Raw genomic sequence first — 22510 nt, forward strand, 5'->3', positions numbered from 1 at the left:
CCGGGTTACTTCCGGTTGACCTCGGCCCACAGCGTGCTGCTCATGCCGAACAGCTTGATGAAGCCTTCGGCCTCGGCCACGCCCCAGTCGGCCGCCTGCGCGTAGGTCGCGCCCTTGGCGTTGAGGATGTGCTTCGACTCGATGGCGACCGCCGTGACCGTGCCGCCATTCGTCTCCAGCGTGACTTCGCCGTTGACGGTGGACTGGCTCGACTGCAGGAACGCTTCCAGGTCGGTCTTGAGCGGATCGTGGAAGAAGCCTTCGTACACCAGCTCCACCCACTTGCGCGCGACGTCGGGCTTGAAGCGGTTCTGCTGCTTGCTCAGCACGGCTTCTTCCAGCGCGCGGTGCGCGGCGAGCAGCGCGGTCAGGCCCGGGGCTTCGAAGATGATGCGGCCCTTCAGGCCGATCGTCGTGTCGCCGGTGTAGAGACCGCGACCCACGCCGTACTGGCCGAACAGGCCATTGAGCTTGGCCAGCATCGTGTGGCCTTCGATCTTCTGGCCATCGAGCGTCACCGCTTCGCCGTTGACGAAGCCGATCTTCACGCGCAGCGGCTGCGTCGGCCATTCGGCGCGCGGCTTGCACCAGCCCACGGCACCTTCGCCGGGCGCCTGCCAACGGTCGATCTCGCCGCCGGACATGGTCAGGCCGAGCAGGTTCTCGTTGATCGTGTACGCCTTCTGCTTGGCGCGCACGCCGAAGCCGCGGTCTTCCAGGTACTTCTGCTCGTAGGCGCGGACTTCGGTGTGTTCCTTCTGGATCTCGCGGATCGGCGCCACGATCTCGTAATCGCCCAGCGCCTTCACCGCCAGGTCGAAGCGCACCTGGTCGTTGCCCATGCCGGTGCAGCCGTGCGCGATGGCCTTCGTGCCCAGTTCGTCGCAGCGCTTGAGCGCGGCATCGACGATGAGGTAACGGTCGGACACCAGCAGCGGGTACTGCGACTGGTAACCCTCGCCCGCCCACACGAACGGCTTGACGAAGCCGTCCCAGATCGCCGGTCCGCCATCGACCGTGACGTGCGAAGCGACGCCGAGTTCGGCGGCACGCGCTTCGATGAAGGCGCGCTCCTCGGCATCGACGCCGCCGGTGTCGGCGAACACGGTGTGGACGTTCCAGCCGCGCTCCTTCAGGTACGGGACGCAGAAGCTGGTGTCGAGGCCGCCGGAGAAGGCGAGGACGATGTCCTTGGAGCCGGGATTCGGGATTCGGGATTCGGGATTCGTGGAAGCGCTTTGCTGGGACATTGGGGGATCTCTGGAAAGGAGTTCAAAGTGGAAAGAGGTGGACGGTGTTCGCTCTTGCGAATCCCCAATCCCGAATCACGAATCCCGGCCGCGCACCAGCGCGGCCATGATGGCCTTCTGCACATGCAGGCGGTTCTCGGCTTCGTCGATGGCGATGCACTGCGGCGAGTCCATCACCGCGTCGGTCGCCTTCACGTTGCGGCGCAGCGGCAGGCAGTGGCTGAAGACGCCGTTGTTGGTCAGCGCCATCTTGGCTTCGTCGACGATGAAGTGCTTGTACTGCTCGCGAATGGGCTTTTCCGGCTCCCAGTTTCCGAAGAACGGCAGCGCGCCCCAACTCTTGGCGTAGACGACATCCGCGCCGCGGTACGCGCTTTCGATGTCGTGGCTGACGGCGAACGAACCGCCGCTCTCGGCGACGTTCTGCTCGGCCCAGCCGATGTAGCGCTCATCGAGGATGTACTGCGGCGTCGGGCACAGCAGCGTCACGTCCATGCCCATGCGCGTGGCGATGGTCAGCGCCGAATTCGCCACCGCGGTGTTGAGCGGCTTGGGGTGGTAGGTCCAGGTCAGCACGTACTTCTTGCCGCGCAGGTCGCTGGTGCCGAAGTGCTCCTGCAGCGCGAGGATGTGCGCCAGCTCCTGGCACGGGTGGGTGATCGTCTCCATGTTGATCACCGGCACCGGCGAGTACTTGGCGAAGCTGTTGAGCACGATGTCCTGGCGGTCGTACTGCCAGTCGACGAACTTCGGGAACGCGCGCACGCCGATGAGGTCGACGTAGCGGCCGAGCACGCGCGCCACTTCGGCGATGTGTTCTTCGGTGTCGCCGTCCATCACGGTGCCGAGGTTGAACTCGATCGGCCATGCGTCCTTGCCCGGCTGCAGCACGACGGCGTGGCCGCCCATCTGGAACGCGCCCAGCTCGAAGCTGGTGCGCGTGCGCATGGACGGATTGAAGAAGACCAGCGCGATCGACTTGCCCTTGAGCTGGTCGCCGAGCTTGCTGCGCTTGAACTGCGCGGCCTGCACGAGCAGTGCGTCGAGGTCGGCGCGCGACCAGTCCTGGGTATTGAGGAAATGCTTGTGGGTCATCGACTGCGTTCCGGTGGGAAGGTGGTTCGCTGGGCCGAAAAGCAAAAAAGCCCAGCGCGTAGGCTGGGCTTTTCGTGTGTCACTTCGCCTGTTGCGAAAGCGCGTAGTGACCGTTACCCAGCGGATTGGCAGGGGTACGGTCGGCGCGCGCGCGAGGTCATCCCCGCCGCCATGTAGGCAGAGGTCAGCACGTCGGCGTCGGCGTAGTGGGCGTTCATCGAGGGTGCGAATGCTCGCATGCACCCGGCGCGGGTGCAAGTCAGGGATCGACGCGCTGCGTCAGCGGCTGCGCGGCGGCTGCACGACCGGCGTCACGGAAACGCGGATACGCAGGCGATTTCCGGGGTCTTCGGGCAGGCGCGAGCGGTACTTGGCGCCCTTGTAGGTGTAGTCCACGTCGTAGGCGATGGGTCGGCGGAACTCGCGGTCGACGGACACGGGCCGACACTCGGCGGCCTGTTTTTCCTTCTCCTCGCGCGTCAGGGCTTCCTTGACGGCGCCGACCACCCGCGACAGGCGCGAATCGCCCTTGTCCTCGCTCTCGCACTTCTCTTCGACCGAGCTGGCGCGCAGGGTCTGGTAGACCGGCGTCACGCGCAGGACCTGGGCGTAGTCGAAGCGGACGTTCTCCGCCTGGATGACCGTGTTCTGCGTCGCCGGCTGCTGCTGCGCCTGCGCCGAGCCGGCCCACAGGACCGCCGCGACGAACCCGGCAAAGGACCGGGACAAGGCGGACGGGAACGGGACTCGACGGGCCATCACTCTCGCAGGGTCGGAAAATGTTCAGAAATTGTAAGCGGATACGACGGGCGTGGTCTGAACCCCGCCTTTAGCTTTCCGTCCCGGCTCCGCCCGGACCGGTCGGACCGCAGCGGACGGCACTGCCGCTAGAATGGCCGGCACTTCCGGCGGTAACTCCATGAGCCTGCACCTCTTCAACAGCCTGACGCGACGGGTCGAGCCGTTCGTGCCACTCGATCCCGCCCGCCCGACCATGTATGTCTGCGGGCCCACGGTCTACAACTTCGTGCACATCGGCAATGCCCGCGGACCGGTGGTCTTCGGCGTGCTGGCCGAGCTGCTGCGCCGACGTTACGGCGCACTGGCCTATGCCCGCAACATCACCGACGTCGACGACAAGATCAACAACGCCGCCCGCGAACAGGGCGTGCCGATCACGCAGATCACCACTCGCTTCGCCACCGCCTACCGCGAAGACATGGCGGCGCTGGGCGTGAAGGCGCCGGACCTCGAGCCGGAAGCCACCGCCCACATCGGCCAGATCATCGAGATGATCCAGCGCCTGATCGCCTCCGGCCATGCCTATGCGGCCGAGGGCCACGCGCTGTTTTCGGTCGGAAGTTTCGCCGACTACGGCAAATTGTCCCGTCGCGACACCGAGGAACTGATCGCCGGCGCGCGCATCGACGTGGCGCCGTACAAGCGCGATGCGGGCGACTTCGTGCTCTGGAAGCCCTCCACCGACGACCTCCCCGGCTGGGATTCGCCCTGGGGCCGCGGCCGCCCGGGCTGGCACATCGAATGCTCGGCGATGGCCGCCGCCCACCTGGGCGAAACCATCGACATCCACGCCGGCGGCGTGGACCTGCAGTTCCCGCACCACGAGAACGAGATCGCGCAGAGCGAGTGCGCCCACGGCGGCAAGCCCTTCGCCCGCTTCTGGCTGCACAACGGCATGCTGAACTTCGGCGGCGCCAAGATGGCCAAGTCGGTGGGCAACATCCAGCGCGTGCACGACCTGGTGCGCGAGTACCCGCCCGAGGCCCTGCGCCTGGCCCTGCTCTCGGCGCATTACCGCCAGCCGCTGGAGTGGTCGGACGCGCTGATCGAGCAGAGCATCCGCACGCTGGACCGCCTTTACGGCACGCTGCGCGACCTGGCCGACGTGCCGGCCGATGCGGCGATCCCGGCCGCCGTCGAGGCCATGCTGGACGACGACCTCAACACGCCGCAGGTGCTGGCCGAGATCGCCCGCATCGCCGGTGAGGCGCGCAAGGCCGAGTCGATGGAAGACAAGCAGCGCCTCAAGGGCGAGCTGCTCGGCGCCGGCCTGGCGCTCGGCCTGCTGCAGCAGGATCCGGCGGCGTGGTTCGCACGTGGTGCGAGCAACGACGACGACGGGCGCATCCAGGCGCTGATCGACGAGCGCGTCGCGGCGAAGAAGGCGCGCGACTTCGCTCGCGCCGATGCGATCCGCGACCAGCTCGCGGCCGAGGGCATCCTGCTGGAAGACACGCCCCAGGGCGTGCGCTGGAAGCGGGCGTAGCGCTCGCCCTCCCAGCGCCCTGCTCCCTCCCCTGCTTGCAGGGGAGGGTTGGGGAGGGGTCGCGAAGCCGCATCGCGGCGAGCTCGGCGCCGTCGCGCCCAGCCCAATAGCCAAGTCCCGCAAGCCTGCACCTCACCGGCCGTTGCCGCAGCGCGCGTAAAATCACACCGCAATGAACGCCATCGCCGCCCCCACCAGCCCGTTTCCGACCGAAGCCAGCCCGCGCGAGGCGCAGGAAGCGATCCGCGAGGAGTTCGCCTTCTTCGGCGACTGGTCCGAGCGCTACCAGTACCTGATCGACCTCGGTCGGAAGCTGCCGGACCTGCCGGCGGAGTGGAAGAGCGAGGAACACCGCCTGCACGGCTGCCAGTCGATGGTGTGGATCGTCGCCGACGGCGACCGCGATCGCCTGGATTTCCACGCCATCAGCGATTCGGCCATCGTCTCGGGCCTGATCTACCTCGCCCTGCGCGTCTACTCCGGACGCAGTGCGCAGGAGATCGTGGACACCGACGCCGACTACATCGCCGAGATCGGCCTGGCCAAGCACCTCTCGCCCACGCGCAGCAACGGCCTGGCCGCACTGCTGGCATTCATCCGCGAACGCGCGCGCCAGGCGCTGTGAGCCCGCGCCGGTGAGCGAAGCCACCCAGGCCGAACCGCCCGCCACGACGGGCGTCGGCGAGCTGCTGCGCAATCGCGGTTTCACCGGCCTGCTGACGTATCGCCTGCTGGCGATGCTGTCCTACCAGATCGTCGCGGTGACGGTGGGCTGGCACGTCTATGAGCTCACCCGCGACGCCTTCGCGCTCGGCCTGATCGGCCTGGCGGAAGTCATCCCGTATTTCTGCTTCGCGCTGTTCGCCGGCTACGCCGTGGACCACCTGCCGCGACGCAAGCTCGGCATGGCGGCGTGCCTGGGGTTGCTGCTGACGACGCTGACGCTGGCCGGCGTGGCCGGCGGCGTGCTGCCGGCGGGCACGTCCTGGTTCGGCACGCTGACGATCTACGCGGCGATCGCGGTCAATGGCGTGGTGCGCGCGTTCCTGGCGCCGGTGTACATGTCGCTGTTCGCGCGCGTGCTCAAGCGCGAGCAGTTCGCGCGCGGTGCCGGCGTGAGCAGCGTGGTGATGCAGACCGGCCTGGTGCTCGGCCCCGCCGCCGGCGGTCTGCTGGTGGCGTGGGGCGGCAAGACGTCCGCTTACCTGGTGGCGGCGGCCTTCGCGGCCGCGGCGGCGATCGCGGTGATCTCGCTGCGCGTGACCGAACCGCCGATGCCGGCCGAGCGTGCGCCGGTGTTCAAAAGCATCGGCGAGGGCCTGCGTTTCGTCTTCAGCGCGCAAGTCGTGCTGGGCGCGCAGGCGCTGGACATGTTTTCCGTGCTGTTCGGCGGCGCGGTCGCGCTGCTGCCGGCCTTCATCAGCGAAATCCTGCATTACGGCCCCGAAGCCCTGGGCCTGCTGCGCGCCTCGCCCGCCGTCGGCGCCGTGCTGATGGGCATCTACCTCGCGCGACGGCCGCTGCAACGCAACGCGGGGCGCATCCTGCTGGTCGCAGTGGCGGGCTTCGGGTTGTGCATCATCGGCTTTGCCCTGTCGCGCCACCTGTGGCTGTCGGCGTTGATGCTGATGTTCTCGGGCATGTGCGACGGCGTGTCGGTGGTGCTGCGTTCGACGATCCTGCAGCTGGCCACGCCCGACCACATGCGCGGACGCGTGTCGTCGATCAACGGCATCTTCATCGGCTCGTCGAACGAGCTGGGCGCGTTCGAGTCCGGCGTCGCGGCGAAACTGCTGGGCCTGGTGCCGTCGGTGATCTTCGGCGGCTGCATGACGCTGGCGGTGGTGGGCGTGACGGCGAAGTTGGCGCCGAAGCTGCGCCGGCTCGATTTGCGCGATTTGCACTAGCCGACGATGGCGCTGGGGCTGACATCGTGAGCGCTCACTGGCGACTCACGGCTTGTGGCTACTCGCATTGCAGGCCGTACTTGGAAATGTACGCACGCCGAGCTTCCGGATCGACCTTCGCCAGGCTGGCGCAGGCTGTGCGAGCCCCTATGGTCTTGCCGCCGACTTGATACATCCAATCCACCACATCATCAGAGCGGATCTCGATACTCTGCCCATACATTGAGCTTGCCAATGCCACCGGCCGATTGTTGATCGTACCGCGCAAGCCCGCGCCATCCAGCCGAACAGGATTCAGCCAGAGATACTCCTTCTTCCCCCTGACTGTCAGCAGAACTTTCACGGAAAAACCCGTGGCTCCGTCTGGTTTCCGAAGTCGCTCGATAAACTATGGGTACGACCGATTGGCGTCCGCGGCGGCTTGATGCCACTGGTGATCGTCTTCTGCAACACCCCATTTCTGATGGGATGCGGGAACTGAAACGTCCCCGGAATCGCAAGCGGACACCAGGATTGCCGCCATCAGCACGAAGGCATACTTCGGACATCGTGACAGGAATGCGCAGATCATGGTCATTGTTCGTACTGATTAGGCGGGCTTGCTTTGCAGGGAAAACGCACCACCGTGAATCAGCCATGCGCGTCGCGCCACGCCTCGTACAGGCCGCCCTCGCGTTCCGGGCGTAGCGCTTGCACATGCAGCGCCTGTTGCGACGGCGGCAGCGCCATCTGCCCGTACACGGTGGCCGTCGACAGACCGAACGGCTCGCCGTCCTCGTTCGAATACGCATAGTACGCGCGCGTCACACCGCACAGGTGCATCAACGCCAGGCACATCGGACACGGGTGACCGCTTGCATACACCACGGCACCGTCCAGGCGCGGCGTGCCCAGGCCTTGCGCAGCCTCGCGAATGGCGAGCAGCTCCGCGTGCGCGGACGGATCGTTCGTCTCGTGGATGCGATTGACGGCTCGCGCGAGAACTTCGCCGTCGCGCACCACGACCGCGCCGAACGGACGCCCACCGGCGGCGATGTTGGCGCGTGCAAGGGCGATGGCCTCGCGCATGAAGTCGACGGGTTCTGCCATGACGCGTACCTCTGCTGGATCGCAGCGTCAAGCATGCGCCCGCGGCCAACGGCCCGCATGGACTGCGCTTGGCGAGAACCCGCGAACGGAAACGAAAAAGCCCGGCGCGAGGCCGGGCTTTCCGTGTGGAGCGGACCGATCGCGTGGATCAGTCGCCCATCTGCTTCTGCAGGTGTTCCCAACGCTCCTGCGCGTCGATGGTGCGCTCGGCGGTGAGGCGCGCTTCCAGGCGCTCCAGGCCGATTTCCTCGCCGGTGTCGACGCAGTAGCCGTAGTCGCCCGAATCCACGCGCTTGAGCGTGCTGTCGATCTTGCTGATCAGCTTGCGGTAGCGGTCGCGGGTGCGCAGCTCCAGCGAGTTTTCGGTCTCGCGGGTGGCGCGCTCGGCCTCGTCGCCGACGTCGCGGACTTCGTCCTTGAGGTTCTCGATCGTCTGCTTGGATTCCTCGACCAGATCCGCGCGCCAGTGAAGCAGGCGCTGGCGGAAGTACTCGAGCTGGAGCGGGTTCATGTATTCCTCATCGACCGCGGGCTTGTAGCCCTTCGGAACGATGGGGCGCCCAGTGGCTTCATCGGTGGAGTACGGCACGACTTTGACCTTGCCTTTCGGCGCGGGGGCCTGCGGCTTGGCGACGACGGCCACGGCCACCTTGCCGGCCGGGCGCGGAGCGGTCTTGGTCGCGGGGGTGCTGGCGGCCGCCGCCTTGGGTGCAGGCGCCTTGTTGGATACGGGCTGTGTCACTGGATTCTTGGCAACTTCTGGCTTGCTGGCGACCGGTTGCGCCGCCGGGGTGGCGGGGGCCGATACGGCTGCGGGTTTCTTGACGACAGGCTTGCTCTCCGGCTTTGCGGCCGTGGGCTTGCCTTCCTTGGGGGAAACGGCCTTCACCGGCGTGGTCTTCACCGGGGCGGCCTTCTTTACGGGCGCCGGAGCCTGCTTGGCGACCGGCTTGCTCGCGGGGGCCGCCTTCTTGGCGACCACCGGCTTCTTGGCAGCGGCGGCCTTGGCCGGCGCCTTCTTGGTGGCAGCCGCCTTCTTGGCGACCGGCTTCTTCACCGGTGCCGCCTTTTTGGCTGGGGCCGCCTTCTTGGCTTCGGGCTTCTTGCTGACCACCTTCTTGGCGGCCGGCTTCTTCGCCGCGGTCTTCTTTGCTGCGGGTTTGCTGGACGCGGCCTTCTTGGCGGCCGGCTTGACGGTCTTCTTGATGGCCTTGGCGGCCTTCTTCGCGGTTTTTTTCACTGCCACGAGCGACGTGTCCTTCTGTTCCCTGAGGACCTCCGGACGGCAGGTCCGAAGGCGGTGTGCAGCACAGCATGCCCCACTTTGCGTTACGGCATGCAAGTGCCGGAACTCTTCTCGGACGCCAGGATCGTGCCGGTTCCGCGAAGTGCGGCCGTCCTGTTCGGATCGACCGGAAACTGGAGCCTTGTGACGGGAAAGCGCGCTGTTATACCCTGCCCCGGCACCTGCGGCAACCGCATATTCAAGTGCCTGTCCGCATTAAGGAACCGTGATCGACCGTCTCCTCATCGTCGTGCTGCGCGGCTACAAGCGCTGGATCAGTCCGCTGCTTGGTCCGCGCTGCCGCTTCCACCCGACCTGTTCGGAATACGCCATGCAGGCCATCGCCCGTTTCGGCGCGTTCAAGGGCGGCTGGCTTGCGTTGCGCCGGATCCTGCGTTGCCATCCCCTTCACCCGGGCGGGATCGATCCCGTGCCGGAACCTTCATCCGGGAAACACTCATGCCATCGACCCCTTCGACGCTGATCGTCAACGCCCGCCTGGTCAACGAAGGCCGCGAATTCGACGGCGACCTGCGCTTCGAGGACGGCCAGATCGCGCAGATCGGCAGCGGCCTGTCGGCGCGCGCCAACGAAACGGTGATCGACGCCGCCGGCCGTCGCCTGCTGCCGGGCATGATCGACGACCAGGTGCATTTCCGCGAACCGGGCATGGAATACAAAGCGGACATGGCGACCGAATCGGCCGCGGCCGTCGCCGGCGGCCTGACCACGTTCATGGACATGCCCAACACCAGCCCGCCCACGCTCGACGCGGCGGCGCTGGAGGACAAGTACCGGCGCGCCGCCGGCCGCGCCTGGGGCAACTACGGCTTCTACATGGGCGCCAGCAACGACAACCTGGCCGCCATCCAGTCGCTGGACCCGCGCAGCGCGCCGGGCATCAAGGTCTTCATGGGCGCCTCCACGGGCAACATGCTGGTGGACAACCCGGAGATCCTCGACGGCATCTTCCGCGACGCGCCCACGCCGATCATCACGCACTGCGAAGACACGCCGATGATCGACGTCGAACTCGCCCGCTACAAGGCGAAGTACGGCGACGACATCCCGGCCGCGTGCCACCCGGACATCCGTTCGCGCGAGGCATGCATGAAGTCCACGCAGCTGGCGCTGTCGCTGGCGCGCAAGCACGACTCGCGCCTGCACGTGCTGCACATCAGCACCGCCGACGAACTGGCGTTGTTCGAGCGTGGCCCGCTGGTGCGCGCCGACGGCAGCCGCAAGCGCATCACCGCCGAAACCTGCATCCACTTCACGCGCTTCGATCGCGCCGACTATGCGCGCCTGGGGCACCTGATCAAGTGCAATCCGGCGATCAAGGACGCCAGCGATCGCGAGGCGATCATCCAGGCGCTGGCCGATGACGTGCTGGACGTGCTCGCCACCGACCACGCGCCGCACACGCTGGAAGAAAAGGCGCGGCCGTACACCGGCGCGCCCAGCGGCCTGCCGCTGGTGCAGTACGCACTGAACGCCGCGCTCGAACTGGTGCACGAAGGACGACTGACCACCGCGCAGGTGGTGCAGAAGTTCGCGCACGCGCCGGCGCAGCTGTTCGACGTGATCGGACGCGGCTTCCTGCGCGAAGGCTACGCAGCCGACCTGGTGCTGATCGACGACACGCCGTTCACCGTGCAGCGCGAGGACGTGCTGTCCAAGTGCGGCTGGTCGCCGTTCGAAGGCACGACGTTCCGTTCCCGCATCGCTTCGACCTGGGTCAACGGCATGCTCGCGTGGGACGGCCGCCAGCTGGTGGGCCAGCCGCAGGGCCAGCGCCTGGCCTTCGATCGATGAGACGTGGCTTCGTGATCGCGCTGTCGCTGTTGGCGACGGCGCTGGCAGGCTGTGCATCCACGCCCGTGGCCGCCGCAGCCGCGAACATCGCACCGGCCATGGCCGCGAGCGGTGCCAGCGTGGATACGCGCGTGGTCTTTCCCGCTTCGGTGCAGCAGGGCGCGCTGGTGTTCGGCAAAGTGCCGGCGGATGCGAGCGTGCGTTACGGAACGCGCACGCTGCGGCCGACGAACTACGGCACGGTCGTGTTCGGCATCGGACGGGACGAAGCGGGACCGGTGAGCGTGGACGTCACCACCTCCGACGGGCGAACGCAGTCGGCACGCATCGCCGTGACGCCGCGCGACTGGCCGATCGAGAATGTGCGCGGCGTACCGCCCAAGACGGTCGAGCCGCCGCCGGAGATCGCCGCCCGCATCGAACGCGAACAGGCGCAGGTCATCGCCGCGCGTAACCGGGACGACGATCGCGCGGACTTCGCGCAGCCCTTCGTCTGGCCGGTAAAGGGCCGCATCAGCGGCCGCTTCGGCAACCAGCGCGTCTACAACGGCGTGCCGAAGTCACCGCATTCGGGGATGGACATCGCCGCGCCGACGGGCACGCCGGTGCTGGCGCCGGCTGCGGGCGTGGTGACGTTCGTCGGGCCCGACCTCTACCTCACCGGCGGCACGCTGCTGCTCGACCACGGGCACGGCGTGAGCTCGAATTTTCTGCACCTGTCGCGCATCGACGTGAAGGTGGGCGATCGTGTGACGCAGGGGCAGGTGATCGGCGCCGTTGGCGCGACGGGCCGCGCGACGGGGCCGCATCTGCATTGGGGGATGAACTGGTTCGATGTGCGCGTGGATCCGTTGCTGGTGCTGGAGCGGACGAAGTAAACGCTCGCTAGATGGCGTGCGGAATCTGTCTGCGCGTCCGCTCACCTGCCAGTTCGGCCTTCTGCCCACCGTCATTCCAGCGAAAGCTGGAATCCAGTTTGCTTGATGCGTGCAGCGCAAGATCAAGATGGATTCCAGCTTTCGCTGGAATGACGGTACGTCACCGGAGGTAAAGCGAGCGGCTTGGCCGCAACCCGGGCGTCACATCACCGTACTGGTGTCATGCGCATTGGCCGTGTTCGCCACCGGCGTCGCCGCCGTGGTGCGCAGGCGCGAGGCCGTGTAGCCGGTGACGCGGTCGCGGCCGGCGGCCTTGCTGGCATACAGCGCGGCATCGGCGCGTTCGAGCAGCTTTTCCACGCTTTCGCCGTGGTGCAGCTCGGCGACGCCCAGACTCAAAGTCGTGCTGAACAAACGGTTGTCGATCGACAGTGGCCGGCAGTTCACCGCCGCGCGCAGGTTCTCGGCCACGCACAGCGCCTCGCGCAACTGCGTGTCGGGCAGCACCACCAGGACTTCGTCGCCGCCGTAACGCCCGAACAGGTCGTAGGTACGCAAGCGGTTGCGCGTGCGCAGCGCGACAATGCGCAGCGTCTGATCGCCGACGCGGTGACCGTGCGCATCGTTGATCCGCTTGAAGAAATCGATGTCGAAGAACACCACCGACAGCGGACGCCGCCCGCGATGCGCGGCGTCGGCAAGCGCCTCCAGGCGCTCGTTGATCGCCGAACGCGTGAGCGCGCCGGTGAGCACGTCGTAGGTCGCCAGTCGGCTGGCGTGGTCGCGATCGCGGCGCATCTGGTGCATGTGGTCGGTCAGGCCGATGGTCAGCACCAGGCCGCCCATCGCCAGGCCGATCGGGAACGCGTACTCCATCCACTCCGGATTGCGCCAACCGCCAAGCAGTTCGCCCATGCGCAGCATGACGAGCGCGATCATCGGCGCCCACGACAGCACCATGAAATACGCCTCGCGCTGCCGGCTCCACGCGCCGGCGATGCTGGCGACGAAGGTCGTCACCGCCGACACCAGGAAGACCGCATTCGCCAGCCACCCCAGCCAACCCGCCGCGCTGCCCAGGTTGGCCAGCAGCAGCACCAGCAGCACCGCGTTGCAGCCGTGCAGCACGCGCATGAAACGTGGATGGCGTTCCGGGAGGTTGAGGTAGAGCGCGACGAAGCTGTTGCTCGCCAGCACGCCGAGCAGACCGAACATGCGGCCCACGCGCGGATCCGCGCCGACCAGGTCGGCCAGCCACGGCAGCGCGCGCACCTCGCCGCCGACACAGGCCAGGTACAGCGCCTGCGACGCCAGCGTCAGGAACAGATACGCATAGCTGCGTTCGCCGATTCCCACCCAGAAGCCCACGGCCAGCAGCGCCAGGACGACCAGCGTCCCCAGCACGAACGTGCGCAGGGCGACGTGCCGCAGGTCCTGGCGATGCACCACCGTCAGCGGCTCCACGTCCACCGCCATCGGCGACGGGGTCAGGGCCTGCACGCGCAGGTAGATCGATTCGCCGGTGGCCAGCCCCTGCGGCAGCGGGATCACCAATGCGCGGGTCGAGAAGTCGGGATCGGCGTCGCTGCCGACCAGGCCGCGGCGCACCGGCAGGACTTCGCCGGGCCGCCAGACTTCGACGTGGTTGAGATAGGGGAAGCGCAGGACCAGGTTCGGCGATTCGGCCGGCGACACAGACTGGCGTGCGGTCAGCCGCCACCAGCGCGGACGGCTGCTGGTCTCGTGGATGGCCTGGCCTTCGACGCGGGCGAATTCGCTCTGGTGCCCGCCGGAGACGACCTGGGCCGGCACAGGATCGCCGTCGAGCCGGGACATGTCGAACAGCTGCGCCGACGCGGACGTCGCCACGAGCATGCCGAACCCGGCCAAAGCAGCCTGCCACCACCGACGCAAGGGTTTCCCCATGACCCGTCTGGTCCCCGAGCTAGGTCAGGGAGCATAGCGTAGTGAGAACTGCGTCGCGAAAACGCCCGACGAAGGGCGGCCCGACGCCGGCCGGCGGTCAGGCCGAGGTGCCCTGCCCCGTGACCCGCGCCACGGCGTCGTGGGCGTGCAGGCTCTCGAAATGGGCCACCTGTGCGTCGAAACGCTCGATCCTCGGATCGGCCGACAGCGCGGCCGCCACCCGGCGGGCGGCGTCCTCGCAGAACATCAGGTTCTCGGCGTTGAGGCGGGCGAAGGCCTGTTCGTCCTCGCGCTTCACGGCCGTCTGCACCGGGGTGGCCAGCGCCGCCTCGAGGGAGTCGATCAACGCCGCAAGCGGGAGTTCGTCGAAGGCCGGGCGCAGTTCCACGCGCACGTCGGCGCGGCTGCGCTGCGCGTGCGGCGTGGCGGCCAGCCCGCGCTCGGAAGACAGCCACTCGCTCACCACCGCCGTCGAAAGCGGGCGCGCGGCGGCGAAATCTTCGGAGAAGCGCTCGGCGTTGAGCTGGCGCGACAACGCAGCAGAGGCCGGACAGGTGCTGGAGTATTCGACGCTGAAACGCAGCGCAAGATGCAGGTGCCCCTCGCGCAGCGTCGCCTCGATTTCCACCGGATAGCGCTTCCAGCCCGCATTGGCGCTGGCCAGCGCGCGACGCAACAGCAGTTGTTCGTAGCGCAACACCAGACGCGCCGCGCTGGAAATACCGCCCTGCTTCTCCACCAGCGTCTGCAACACGCGGCGCAGGCCGGCCGGCGTGACGGTCTCGCTGGCGAAGGCATCCTGCAATTGCAGGTACATGCGCGACATGTGGATGCCACGCGCGTTGGCGTCCTTCAGGTCCACCGCGACGTCGACCGATGCGGCGACGGTGATCGTCTCGCCGTCGGAACCTGTGACGCGCAGCGGAAGCGCGATGTTGGACATGCCGACCCAGTCGAGCGGTCGCGCCGCGGCGGCGGCGTCGAAAGCGACATCGGGGAGACGGCGCGGAGTGGTCGAGGTCGTGGTCACGGCGTTTGAAGTGGGGTCGGCGCGGGGAGCGCAGCGGGGGCCATTGTAGCGGCCGCTCCGGCGGCGGCCGGCGGAGGGGCTGCAACAGTCAGTTCCGGCGCGCGCTGGCGCCTATCGGGACGATAGTCGAGGCTGCCATTCCTGGCGGATCGCTACGGGACTCATGCCGCGCAAGCGACCTGCCTTACCCGCGTGCGCCGTGCCAGGCGGTCCACAGGGCCGACCAGGGCGGCAGCGGCGTGGCGGCGTCACCGCGACGCAGACGCTGGCGGGCCAGCGCGGCCCACAGGCGTCGCGGCCGGGTGGCGGTGGCGTTCGGCCAGTGCCTGGACAGTTCGTCTCCCCAGGCGTGCGCCATCGCGCCCTCGCCGGACCGGGCCAGCACGCTCAGCGGGGCGGCCGACTCGCCGGTGTGCGCCAGCCGTGCATGCAGCAGGCCGGCCTGCACGAGCGCCAGGCCGTCCGCGGTCCCGCTGAACAGCGACGCCTCGACCTCGCCCGCGGCCTGCGCGAACGACTTCAACATGGCGAAGGCGTCGTCGCGATCGCGCGGGCGCTCGCGGGTTTCGCGCAACGACGGGACGGCCGCCGCGAGCACCTGCCAGGGCGCCGGCAGCTTCTGCAGCGCGATGCCCAGCGGATGCCGACGGACGCCGCGCGACCAGCCCTGCAGCTCTTCCATCCACCACGCCAGCTTCGCCTCGCCCGGGCGGGCGTCATCGCCGCCCCAGGCCGCATCCGTCAGTTCCTGCAGCAGTGCGGCCCAGGCCAGTGCCGTGTCGCGCTGATGCAGCGGCACGAAGACCTGCGCCACGCCCCACTCCGGCCAGCGCGCGCGCCATTTGTCGAGGAAGCTGTCGAGCGCCTCGTCGCGGTCGGGTGCCGTCATCGGGTGACCGGCCAGGCGTCGGGACGCAGCAGCTCCGAAGGCGTTTCGATCATCACGTCGCCCTGCCAGGCGCTCGGATCGTCCCCGTCGAGGCGATAGCCCCACAGCGCGACCACGGACGGCATCCCGGCGGCGCGCGCGGCGACGATATCGCGCTCATCGTCGCCGACATACACGCAGTCTTCCGGCGCCACGCCGATGCGTTCGGCCGCGACGAGCAGCGGCAACGGATGCGGCTTGCGCTCGCTGAGCGTGTCGCCGCCGATCAGCACCGCGCAGCGCGTTTCCCAGCCCAGCACGGGGATGACCTGGCGCGCGAGGTATTCGGGCTTGTTGGTGACGATGCCCCAGATGCAACCGGACTGTTCCAGGGCCGCGAGCATCGCGTCGACGCCGTCGAACAGAACGCTATGACGTCCCAGCGCCTGCTCGTAGCTGTCCAGGAATTCGGGAAGCCAGTGCTGACGCTCATCCTCCGGAACCTCGGGGAAGGCCGCCGCGACCATCGCGCGCCCGCCCTTGGACACGTGCGGGCGCAGCTCGGTCAGCGCCATCGGCGGCTGGTTGCGGCGCGCGCGCATCGCGTCGATCGCCGCGACCATGTCCGGCGCGCTGTCCAGCAGCGTGCCGTCCAGGTCGAACAGCACCGCCTTGGGAAACTTCACCGCCTCCACCACCGCCATCACGCCACGTCCGGCTTGGCCGCGCAGGCCAGGTAGTTCACGTCGGTGCGCGAGATCACGCGGGCGCTGTTGCGCCAGGGCTCGTACATCAGGCCGCTCACGTCTTCCAGCGACAGGCCGGCGTCACGCAGCCAGGCGCCCAGTTCGTGCGGTTTGATGAAGTCGCGGTACTGGTGCGTTCCGCGCGGCAGCAGGCGCGCGACGTATTCGGCGCCGACGATCGCCAGCGCGAACGCGGCCGGCGTGCGGTTGAGCGTGGACAGGAACAGCTTGCCGCCCGGCCGCAGCAGCATCGTGCAGGCGCGAATGATCGAGCCGGGATCGGGCACGTGCTCGAGCATTTCCATGCAGGTGACAGCATCGAATTGCCCGGCCATCTCGTCGGCGAGCGATTCGACCGACTGCAGGCGGTAGTCGACCTTCACACCCGATTCCAAGCCGTGCAGGCGCGCGACCTTCACCAGTTCCGGTGCCAGGTCGAGCGCGGTGACGCTGGCGCCCTCGCGCGCCATCGCTTCGCTGAGCAGGCCCGCGCCACAGCCCACGTCGAGCACGCGCGCACCGCGCAATGGCGTGCGCTGCGCCACGTAGCCCAGTCGCGCGGGATTGAGGGCGTGCAGCGCCTTCTGCGGGCCTTCCGGGTCCCACCAGCGCTGCGCGAGCGCGCCGAACTTGTCGAGTTCGGACTGGCTGAAGTTGCTGTCGGTCGAGGATTGAGTCGTCATGCAAAGTCTCCGCAAGCGTCATCCGGGGATGACGGCCGCAACGGATGGAATCGAAAGGTCAGGTCAGCCGGATCGCCGCGACCCGCTCGCGCCACTGCCGCGCGTTGGCGACGAGCGCGGCCGCGTCCATGTCGACGAGCATGCGCTCGCGCAGCTTCGCGCGGCCGGCGATCCATACATCGCTGACCTGGTGGCGGCCCGTGGCGTAGATCAGCTGCGAGACGACATGGTGCAGCGGCTGCGTTTCCAACTGGCCCAGGTCGACGCAGACCAGGTCGGCCTGCTTGCCCGGCTCGATCGAACCGATGCTCGACTCGAAGCCCAGCGCGCGCGCGCCGCCGAGCGTGGCGGCGTGCAGCGCGGTGGCGGCGTCGAACGCGGAGGCGTCCTCCGCCACGGCCTTGGCCAGCAGCGCTGCGGTGCGCGTCTCGCCGAACATGTCCAGGTCGTTGTTGCTGGCGCAGCCGTCGGTGCCGATGGCGACGTTCACGCCGGCCTTCACCAGCTTGCCGACGGGGCAGAAGCCCGAGGCGAGCTTGAGGTTGGATTCCGGGCAATGCACCACGCTCACGCCGCGCTGCGCGCACAACGCGATCTCCGCGTCGGTGAGCTGGGTCATGTGCACGGCGATCAGGCGATCGTTCACCAGGCCCAGGCGGTCCAGACGCGCAAGCGGCCGCTGGCCGAGCTTCTCGTGCGACTCGACCACTTCGTGCGCGGTCTCGTGCGTGTGCAGGTGCACCGGGATGTCGAGCTGGTCCGAGAGCATGCGGATGCGCTCGAAATTCTCGTCCGACACGGTGTACGGCGCATGCGGCGCGAAGGCGGTCGCCACCAGCGGATCGTCGCGCCACTGGTCGTGCACTTCGCCGGCGCGCTCGAAGTATTCCTCGCTCGTCTTCGCCCACGCGGTCGGGAAGTCGATCACCGGCAGGCCGACGCGCGCGCGGAAGCCGTGCTGCTTGTAGACGGCGGCCTGCACGTCGGGGAAGAAGTAGTTCTCGTTGGCGCATGTGGTGCCGCCGCGGAGCATCTCGGCGATCGCCAGGGTGATGCCGTCCTCGATGAACTCCGGGCCCATCACCGCGCCTTCGACCGGCCAGATGTGGCCCTGCAGCCACTCCATCAGCGGCAGGTCGTCGGCGACGCCGCGCAGCAGCGTCATCGGGTTGTGCGTGTGCGCATTGACCAGGCCGGGGATCAGCGCGGCGTCGGGACGCGAGACGGTTTCCTTCGCGGTGAAGCGCGTACGCGCCTCGCGGATCGGCAGCAGCGCGACGATCGCGCCGTCGCGCACGGCGACGGCGTGATCCTCCAGGACCACGCCGCGCGGCACCACGGGCACCACCCATCCGGCTTCGATCAACAGGTCGCAGGCTTCGGGGATGCGGTCGTGGGTCATGCGGCCTCTCTTCTATGCGCCCTCCCCTGCCTGCAGGGGAGGGTTGGGGAGGGGTGCGAGCCGCGACGCGGCTCGCATGGTTCCAGGATCGCTTTCCGATATTACGGAAGCGGACTCGCGGGCGAAGGGATGACCTTCGGATCGCGTGACAGCCTGGATCCCGGCTTTCGCCGGGATGACGCATCGGCAAAGCCGCTCGCGCGGAGCGCGAGCGGGCCGATGCATCACTTCACTCGGCTGACGTACTCGCCCGAGCGGGTGTCGACCTTGATGATTTCTTCCTGGCCGACGAACAGCGGAACGCGAACCACCGCGCCGGTTTCCAGCGTGGCCGGCTTGCCGCCGCCGCCCGAGGTGTCGCCACGGACGCCCGGGTCGGTCTCGGTGATCTTCAGCTCGACGAAGTTCGGCGGCTGCACGGCGATCGGGGTGCCGTTCCACAGCGTGACCACGCAGGCTTCCTCGCCCTTGAGCCACTTCTCGGCGCCGCCCATGCCGGCCTTGTCGGCCTGCACCTGCTCGAACGACTCCTGGTTCATGAAGTGCCAGTACTCACCGTCGGAGTACAGGTACTGCATGTCGGTGTCGACGACGTCGGCCTGCTCGACGCTGTCGGTGGCCTTCATCGTCATTTCGACCACGCGGCCGGACTTGATGCTGCGGTACTTCACGCGGGTGAAGGCCTGACCCTTGCCCGGCTTGACGTACTCGGTCTCGGTGATGATGCACGGGTCGTTGTTGACCAGGATCTTCTGGCCGTTCTTGACGTCGTTCATGCCCAGGGTGGCCATGAGTGGAGCTCCTGCTTAGGTGAATAGGTGTCGTCCGGCCGCCCCCAATGCGGTGAGTGCGGGCGGGAGGCTAGAATGTCGGGCTGTTGTGCCCGGCCGGATGGCCGCGGCGCAAGGAAAACCGGTCCGTCATGATACCTGCTGCCCCCCTTTCCCAGCACCCCGCCACGTCCGCCGCCCCCGCACCGCGCTGGCAACAGCTGTGGCGCGATGCCGTACGCGATCCACGTGAACTGCTGTCGATGCTCGGCCTGGACGCGGCCGCGCTGGGCGTCTCGGACGAGGCCGCCACCCAGTTCCCGCTGCGGGTACCGCATGGCTTCGTCGCCCGAATGCGACGCGGCGACGCGAGCGACCCCCTCCTGCGCCAGGTCCTGCCGCTGGACGCCGAGATGCGCCCCATGCCCGGCTTCAGCCTGGACGCGGTGGGCGACGGCGCGGCCAAGGCCGGCCACGGCGTGATCCGCAAGTACCGCGGGCGCGCCCTGCTGATCGCCACGGGCTCGTGCGCGATCCACTGTCGCTACTGCTTCCGCCGCCACTTCCCGTACGCCGAGGAAACCGCCGCCGCCGCCGGCTGGCGCGAAGCGGTGGCGGCGATCCGCGCCGACGAGACCATCGACGAGGTGATCCTGTCCGGCGGCGATCCGTGGTCGCTGGCCACGCCCAAGCTGGCCGAGTTGACCGACGCGCTGACCACCGTGCCGCACCTCAAGCGCCTGCGCGTGCACACGCGCCTGCCGGTCGTGCTGCCCGAGCGCGTGGACGACTCGCTGGTGGACTGGCTCGCCGCCCTGCCCTGGCCGGTCACCGTGGTCCTGCACGCCAACCACGCCAACGAGTTCGATGCCACCGTGGACGCGGCCCTGGCACGCCTGCGCGGCGCCGGCGCGCTGCTGCTCAACCAGGCCGTCCTGCTGCGCGGGGTCAACGATTCGGTGGATGCGCTGGCCGCACTGAGCGAACGCGGCCACACGGCCGGCGTGCTGCCCTACTACCTGCACCAGCTCGACCGCGTGCAGGGCGCGGCGCACTTCGAAGTCCCCGACACGACTGCGCTGGCCCTGCACCGCGAGCTGGCGGCGCGCGTGTCGGGCTACCTCGTGCCGAAGCTCGTGCGCGAGGTCGCCAGCGACCCGGGCAAACGTCCGCTCTAGTCGACACCGCCAATCCGGCGCATTTGGCATCGTGCGCGCGACGCGGGTCTCAAGTTCGCGCCGCTGCGGTCGCTAAACCGTCATATCCCCGGATTTCCGGTGCGCACGAATGGACTGAACATCCTGTTCATGTCATAACTCGTGCTTGGGGAGGTGACGCAATGCATTTCGGCAAAGACACGGCGCTGCGCCTGCTGATCATCGACGACAGCGTCGAGGCAGCCGAGGCCATCGTCAGCGGCCTGCGCAACAGCGGCATCGCGGTGCGACCATCGCGGCCGGAAAACGAGAACGACCTGGCCACGCTCATCGCCAGCCAATCGCCGGACCTGGTCCTGGCGGCGCGCGAGGCGACGCTGGTGCCGATCACCAAGGTCATGCAGGCGGTCGACGCCAGCGGCAAGGACCTGCCGGTGCTGATGCTGCTGGACACCGTCGACGACACGCGCCTGCTGGAGATGATCACCCTGGGCGCGCGCGGCATCGTCCTGCGCCGCAGCGGCGAGCACGTTCAGGTGCGTGTCCGTCAGGAATGGGCGGACCTGGAGGCGCGCCGTTCGCAGCGCCGCCTGGAGGCGCAGATCCGCGAGACCGAGCGCCGCTGCGACGCGCTGATCGACTCTTCGCGCGAGCCCATCGCCTACATCCACGAAGGCATGCACATCCGCGCCAACCAGGCCTACCTGGAGGTGTTCGGCTTCGAGTCCTTCGAGGACATCGAGGGCATGTCGCTGCTGGACCTGATCGCGCCGCAGAAGGTCGAAGGGTTCAAGCAGCTGCTCAAGCAGATTTCCAAGGGCGAGGCCCCGCCGCGCCACGAGACCGAGGCGCGCGCGCTCGACGGCAACGCGTTCCCGGCGGTGATGGAATTCACCAGCGCCACCTACGAAGGCGAAAGCTGCCTGCAGGTCATCCTGCGCCGGCAGGAAGTCGATCCGGAACTCGCGCGCGAAGTCGAAGCGCTGCGCCAGCGCGACCAGGTCACCGGCCTGCTCAATCGCGCCACGTTCCTGCGTTCGCTGGAAGACTCCGTCGCCGACGCCGCGCAGAACGCCACGCACCATGGCCTGCTGCTGATCGAGCCGGACCATTTCAACCGGCTGCTCCAGGAGATCGGCCTGGACGCGGCCGATGCGCTCGTTGCGGCGATGGGCGAACGCCTGCGCGGCGCGCTGGGCGCCGAGCACGTCGCCGCGCGCTTTGGCGAACACCAGTTCGCCGTGCTCGTGCCCAACAGCGACCACCGCCACACACTCGGCCTGGCCGAGAAGATCCGCGCCGCCTTCGCCGACCACGTGCTGGAAACCGCGGACCGTTCGATCAGCACCACCGTCAGCATCGGCGGCGTGCAGATCGGCGAGAAGATCGCCAGCATCACCGCCGTGCTCGGCAAGGCCAGTCTGTGCCTGCAGTCGGCCAGTGGCGTGGGCGGCAACCGCACCGAACTGTTCGACCCCGGCGCGGCCGACCGCGCCGAGGAAGAGCGCGTGGAAGCCTGGGTGCAGCGCATTCGCGACGCGCTCGACGCCGACCGCTTCGTCATGGAATACCAGCCCCTCATCGGCCTGCACGGCGAGCCGATCGAGATGTACGAGGCCTACCTGCGCTTGCAGGGCGAGCACGGCGAACTCGTGCCGCCGCTGGCCTTCCTGCAGATCGCCGAGGAACACGGGCTGCTGTGGGAAATCGACCGCTGGGTCGTGGGCAAGGCGATCTCGGTCATCGGCGAACGCATGAAGTCCGGCCGCCAGACCACGGTACTGGTCAAGATCACCCAGGCCTCGCTGCAGGACAACACGCTGCAGACCTACATCCAGGAAAAGCTGGCCAAGCACGGCGCCGACGGCAACCTGCTGGTGCTGCAGCTGCCCGAATCGAAGGTGTTCACGCACCTGCGCGCGGCGCAGGAATTCCAGGCCCAGGTCGCCCAGTACGGCGTGCGCGTGGGGCTGGAGCAGTTCGGCGTGGGCCTGAATTCGTTCCAGCTGCTCACGCACTTCAACGCGGCGCTGCTGAAGATCGACCGCAGCTTCATGGAAGACCTCAGCGGCAATCCCGACCACCAGGCGCGGGTGCGCGAAATCGCCGAGAAGGCGCGCGAACTGGGCAAGACGACCATCGCCGAATTCGTGCAGGACGCGGCGAGCATGAGCACGCTTTTCGGCGCAGGCATCGATTACGCCCAGGGCAATTTCCTGGCGCCGCCCTCGCCTGCGATGGACTACGAGTTCTGAGCGTCAGGCTCCATCGTGCATAAAAGAAAAAGCCCGCCTTCCGGCGGGCTTTTTCGTTACAACGTGG

At 68.2% G+C, this 22510-nt stretch carries 21 protein-coding genes; 8 read left to right on the plus strand and 13 right to left on the minus strand.

Annotated elements, in window-relative coordinates; all coding sequences use genetic code 11:
- Positions 1-5 precede the first annotated feature (5 nt).
- The 3 genes from AAFF32_RS15860 to AAFF32_RS15870 all read right to left on the minus strand — a co-directional run bounded on the left by AAFF32_RS15860 (position 6) and on the right by AAFF32_RS15870 (position 3038).
- Positions 6-1250: an argininosuccinate synthase gene (locus AAFF32_RS15860; protein ID WP_216962174.1), complete on the minus strand. Its 1245-nt coding sequence runs from the start codon at positions 1248-1250 to the stop codon at positions 6-8.
- 75 nt (positions 1251-1325) lie between these two features.
- Positions 1326-2345 (minus strand): N-acetylornithine carbamoyltransferase, encoded by a 1020-nt coding sequence (locus AAFF32_RS15865; RefSeq protein WP_216962176.1) that lies wholly within the window; start codon positions 2343-2345, stop codon positions 1326-1328.
- 279 nt (positions 2346-2624) lie between these two features.
- Positions 2625-3038, minus strand: a complete 414-nt coding sequence (locus AAFF32_RS15870) for a hypothetical protein (RefSeq protein WP_216964166.1) — start codon at positions 3036-3038, stop codon at positions 2625-2627.
- Positions 3039-3264: 226 nt separating this feature from the next.
- On the opposite strand from AAFF32_RS15870, the gene cysS reads away from it, so the two are divergent.
- The 3 genes from cysS to AAFF32_RS15885 all read left to right on the plus strand — a co-directional run bounded on the left by cysS (position 3265) and on the right by AAFF32_RS15885 (position 6539).
- Positions 3265-4632 carry a cysteine--tRNA ligase gene (gene cysS / locus AAFF32_RS15875; RefSeq protein WP_342315717.1) on the plus strand — a complete coding sequence of 456 codons (1368 nt, stop codon included), beginning with the start codon at positions 3265-3267 and terminating at the stop codon, positions 4630-4632.
- 172 nt (positions 4633-4804) lie between these two features.
- The gene (locus AAFF32_RS15880; RefSeq protein ID WP_342315718.1) at positions 4805-5257 is read left to right on the plus strand and encodes a SufE family protein; all 453 of its coding nucleotides are present in this window, start codon (positions 4805-4807) and stop codon (positions 5255-5257) included.
- Between the two features lie 61 nt (positions 5258-5318).
- Positions 5319-6539, plus strand: coding sequence for an MFS transporter (locus AAFF32_RS15885; protein ID WP_342317288.1), 1221 nt, complete (start codon positions 5319-5321; stop codon positions 6537-6539).
- Positions 6540-6597: 58 nt separating this feature from the next.
- Here AAFF32_RS15885 and AAFF32_RS15890 read toward each other — a convergent pair whose 3' ends face one another.
- The 3 genes from AAFF32_RS15890 to dksA all read right to left on the minus strand — a co-directional run bounded on the left by AAFF32_RS15890 (position 6598) and on the right by dksA (position 8874).
- Entirely contained in the window at positions 6598-6924 is a 327-nt protein-coding gene (locus AAFF32_RS15890) for a DUF2314 domain-containing protein (RefSeq protein WP_342317289.1), read from the minus strand.
- A gap of 245 nt (positions 6925-7169) precedes the next feature.
- Positions 7170-7628, minus strand: coding sequence for a nucleoside deaminase (locus AAFF32_RS15895; protein ID WP_342315719.1), 459 nt, complete (start codon positions 7626-7628; stop codon positions 7170-7172).
- A gap of 148 nt (positions 7629-7776) precedes the next feature.
- Positions 7777-8874 carry an RNA polymerase-binding protein DksA gene (gene dksA / locus AAFF32_RS15900; protein ID WP_342315720.1) on the minus strand — a complete coding sequence of 366 codons (1098 nt, stop codon included), beginning with the start codon at positions 8872-8874 and terminating at the stop codon, positions 7777-7779.
- A gap of 265 nt (positions 8875-9139) precedes the next feature.
- Here dksA and yidD point away from each other — a divergent pair, with 265 nt between their 5' ends.
- From yidD to AAFF32_RS15915, 3 genes are all read left to right on the plus strand, one after another.
- Positions 9140-9397 carry a membrane protein insertion efficiency factor YidD gene (gene yidD / locus AAFF32_RS15905; RefSeq protein ID WP_216962197.1) on the plus strand — a complete coding sequence of 86 codons (258 nt, stop codon included), beginning with the start codon at positions 9140-9142 and terminating at the stop codon, positions 9395-9397.
- Complete coding sequence (locus AAFF32_RS15910; protein ID WP_342315721.1) at positions 9373-10728, plus strand: dihydroorotase; 1356 nt, start codon at positions 9373-9375, stop codon at positions 10726-10728. Before yidD ends, AAFF32_RS15910 begins: the two co-directional genes overlap by 25 nt.
- A 98-nt stretch (positions 10729-10826) precedes the next feature.
- Complete coding sequence (locus tag AAFF32_RS15915; protein WP_342317290.1) at positions 10827-11606, plus strand: M23 family metallopeptidase; 780 nt, start codon at positions 10827-10829, stop codon at positions 11604-11606.
- A gap of 201 nt (positions 11607-11807) precedes the next feature.
- Here the strand turns inward: AAFF32_RS15915 and AAFF32_RS15920 are convergent, their stop codons facing one another.
- The 7 genes from AAFF32_RS15920 to efp all read right to left on the minus strand — a co-directional run bounded on the left by AAFF32_RS15920 (position 11808) and on the right by efp (position 19052).
- Positions 11808-13520 carry a diguanylate cyclase gene (locus AAFF32_RS15920; RefSeq protein ID WP_342315722.1) on the minus strand — a complete coding sequence of 571 codons (1713 nt, stop codon included), beginning with the start codon at positions 13518-13520 and terminating at the stop codon, positions 11808-11810.
- 109 nt (positions 13521-13629) lie between these two features.
- Entirely contained in the window at positions 13630-14562 is a 933-nt protein-coding gene (gene folE2, locus AAFF32_RS15925) for a GTP cyclohydrolase FolE2 (RefSeq protein WP_216962209.1), read from the minus strand.
- Positions 14563-14746: 184 nt separating this feature from the next.
- Positions 14747-15451 (minus strand): phytoene/squalene synthase family protein, encoded by a 705-nt coding sequence (locus tag AAFF32_RS15930; protein ID WP_342315723.1) that lies wholly within the window; start codon positions 15449-15451, stop codon positions 14747-14749.
- Positions 15448-16134 carry a phosphoglycolate phosphatase gene (locus tag AAFF32_RS15935; protein ID WP_342315724.1) on the minus strand — a complete coding sequence of 229 codons (687 nt, stop codon included), beginning with the start codon at positions 16132-16134 and terminating at the stop codon, positions 15448-15450. The genes AAFF32_RS15930 and AAFF32_RS15935 overlap by 4 nt, the downstream gene beginning before the upstream one ends.
- Positions 16134-16859: a bifunctional 2-polyprenyl-6-hydroxyphenol methylase/3-demethylubiquinol 3-O-methyltransferase UbiG gene (gene ubiG, locus AAFF32_RS15940; protein WP_216962218.1), complete on the minus strand. Its 726-nt coding sequence runs from the start codon at positions 16857-16859 to the stop codon at positions 16134-16136. The genes AAFF32_RS15935 and ubiG overlap by 1 nt, the downstream gene beginning before the upstream one ends.
- Positions 16860-16917: 58 nt before the next feature.
- Positions 16918-18261, minus strand: a complete 1344-nt coding sequence (locus AAFF32_RS15945; RefSeq protein WP_342315725.1) for a TRZ/ATZ family hydrolase — start codon at positions 18259-18261, stop codon at positions 16918-16920.
- A gap of 224 nt (positions 18262-18485) precedes the next feature.
- Positions 18486-19052 (minus strand): elongation factor P, encoded by a 567-nt coding sequence (gene efp / locus AAFF32_RS15950; RefSeq protein WP_216962224.1) that lies wholly within the window; start codon positions 19050-19052, stop codon positions 18486-18488.
- A gap of 131 nt (positions 19053-19183) precedes the next feature.
- Between efp and epmB the strand changes: the two genes are divergently transcribed.
- Together epmB and AAFF32_RS15960 are read left to right on the plus strand one after the other, a co-directional pair.
- Complete coding sequence (gene epmB, locus AAFF32_RS15955; RefSeq protein WP_342315726.1) at positions 19184-20209, plus strand: EF-P beta-lysylation protein EpmB; 1026 nt, start codon at positions 19184-19186, stop codon at positions 20207-20209.
- Positions 20210-20370: 161 nt separating this feature from the next.
- Complete coding sequence (locus tag AAFF32_RS15960; protein ID WP_216962229.1) at positions 20371-22443, plus strand: EAL domain-containing protein; 2073 nt, start codon at positions 20371-20373, stop codon at positions 22441-22443.
- The last annotated feature ends 67 nt before the right edge of the window (positions 22444-22510 follow it).

It is taken from the genome of Lysobacter sp. FW306-1B-D06B (assembly GCF_038446665.1).
Classification (GTDB): domain Bacteria; phylum Pseudomonadota; class Gammaproteobacteria; order Xanthomonadales; family Xanthomonadaceae; genus Lysobacter_J.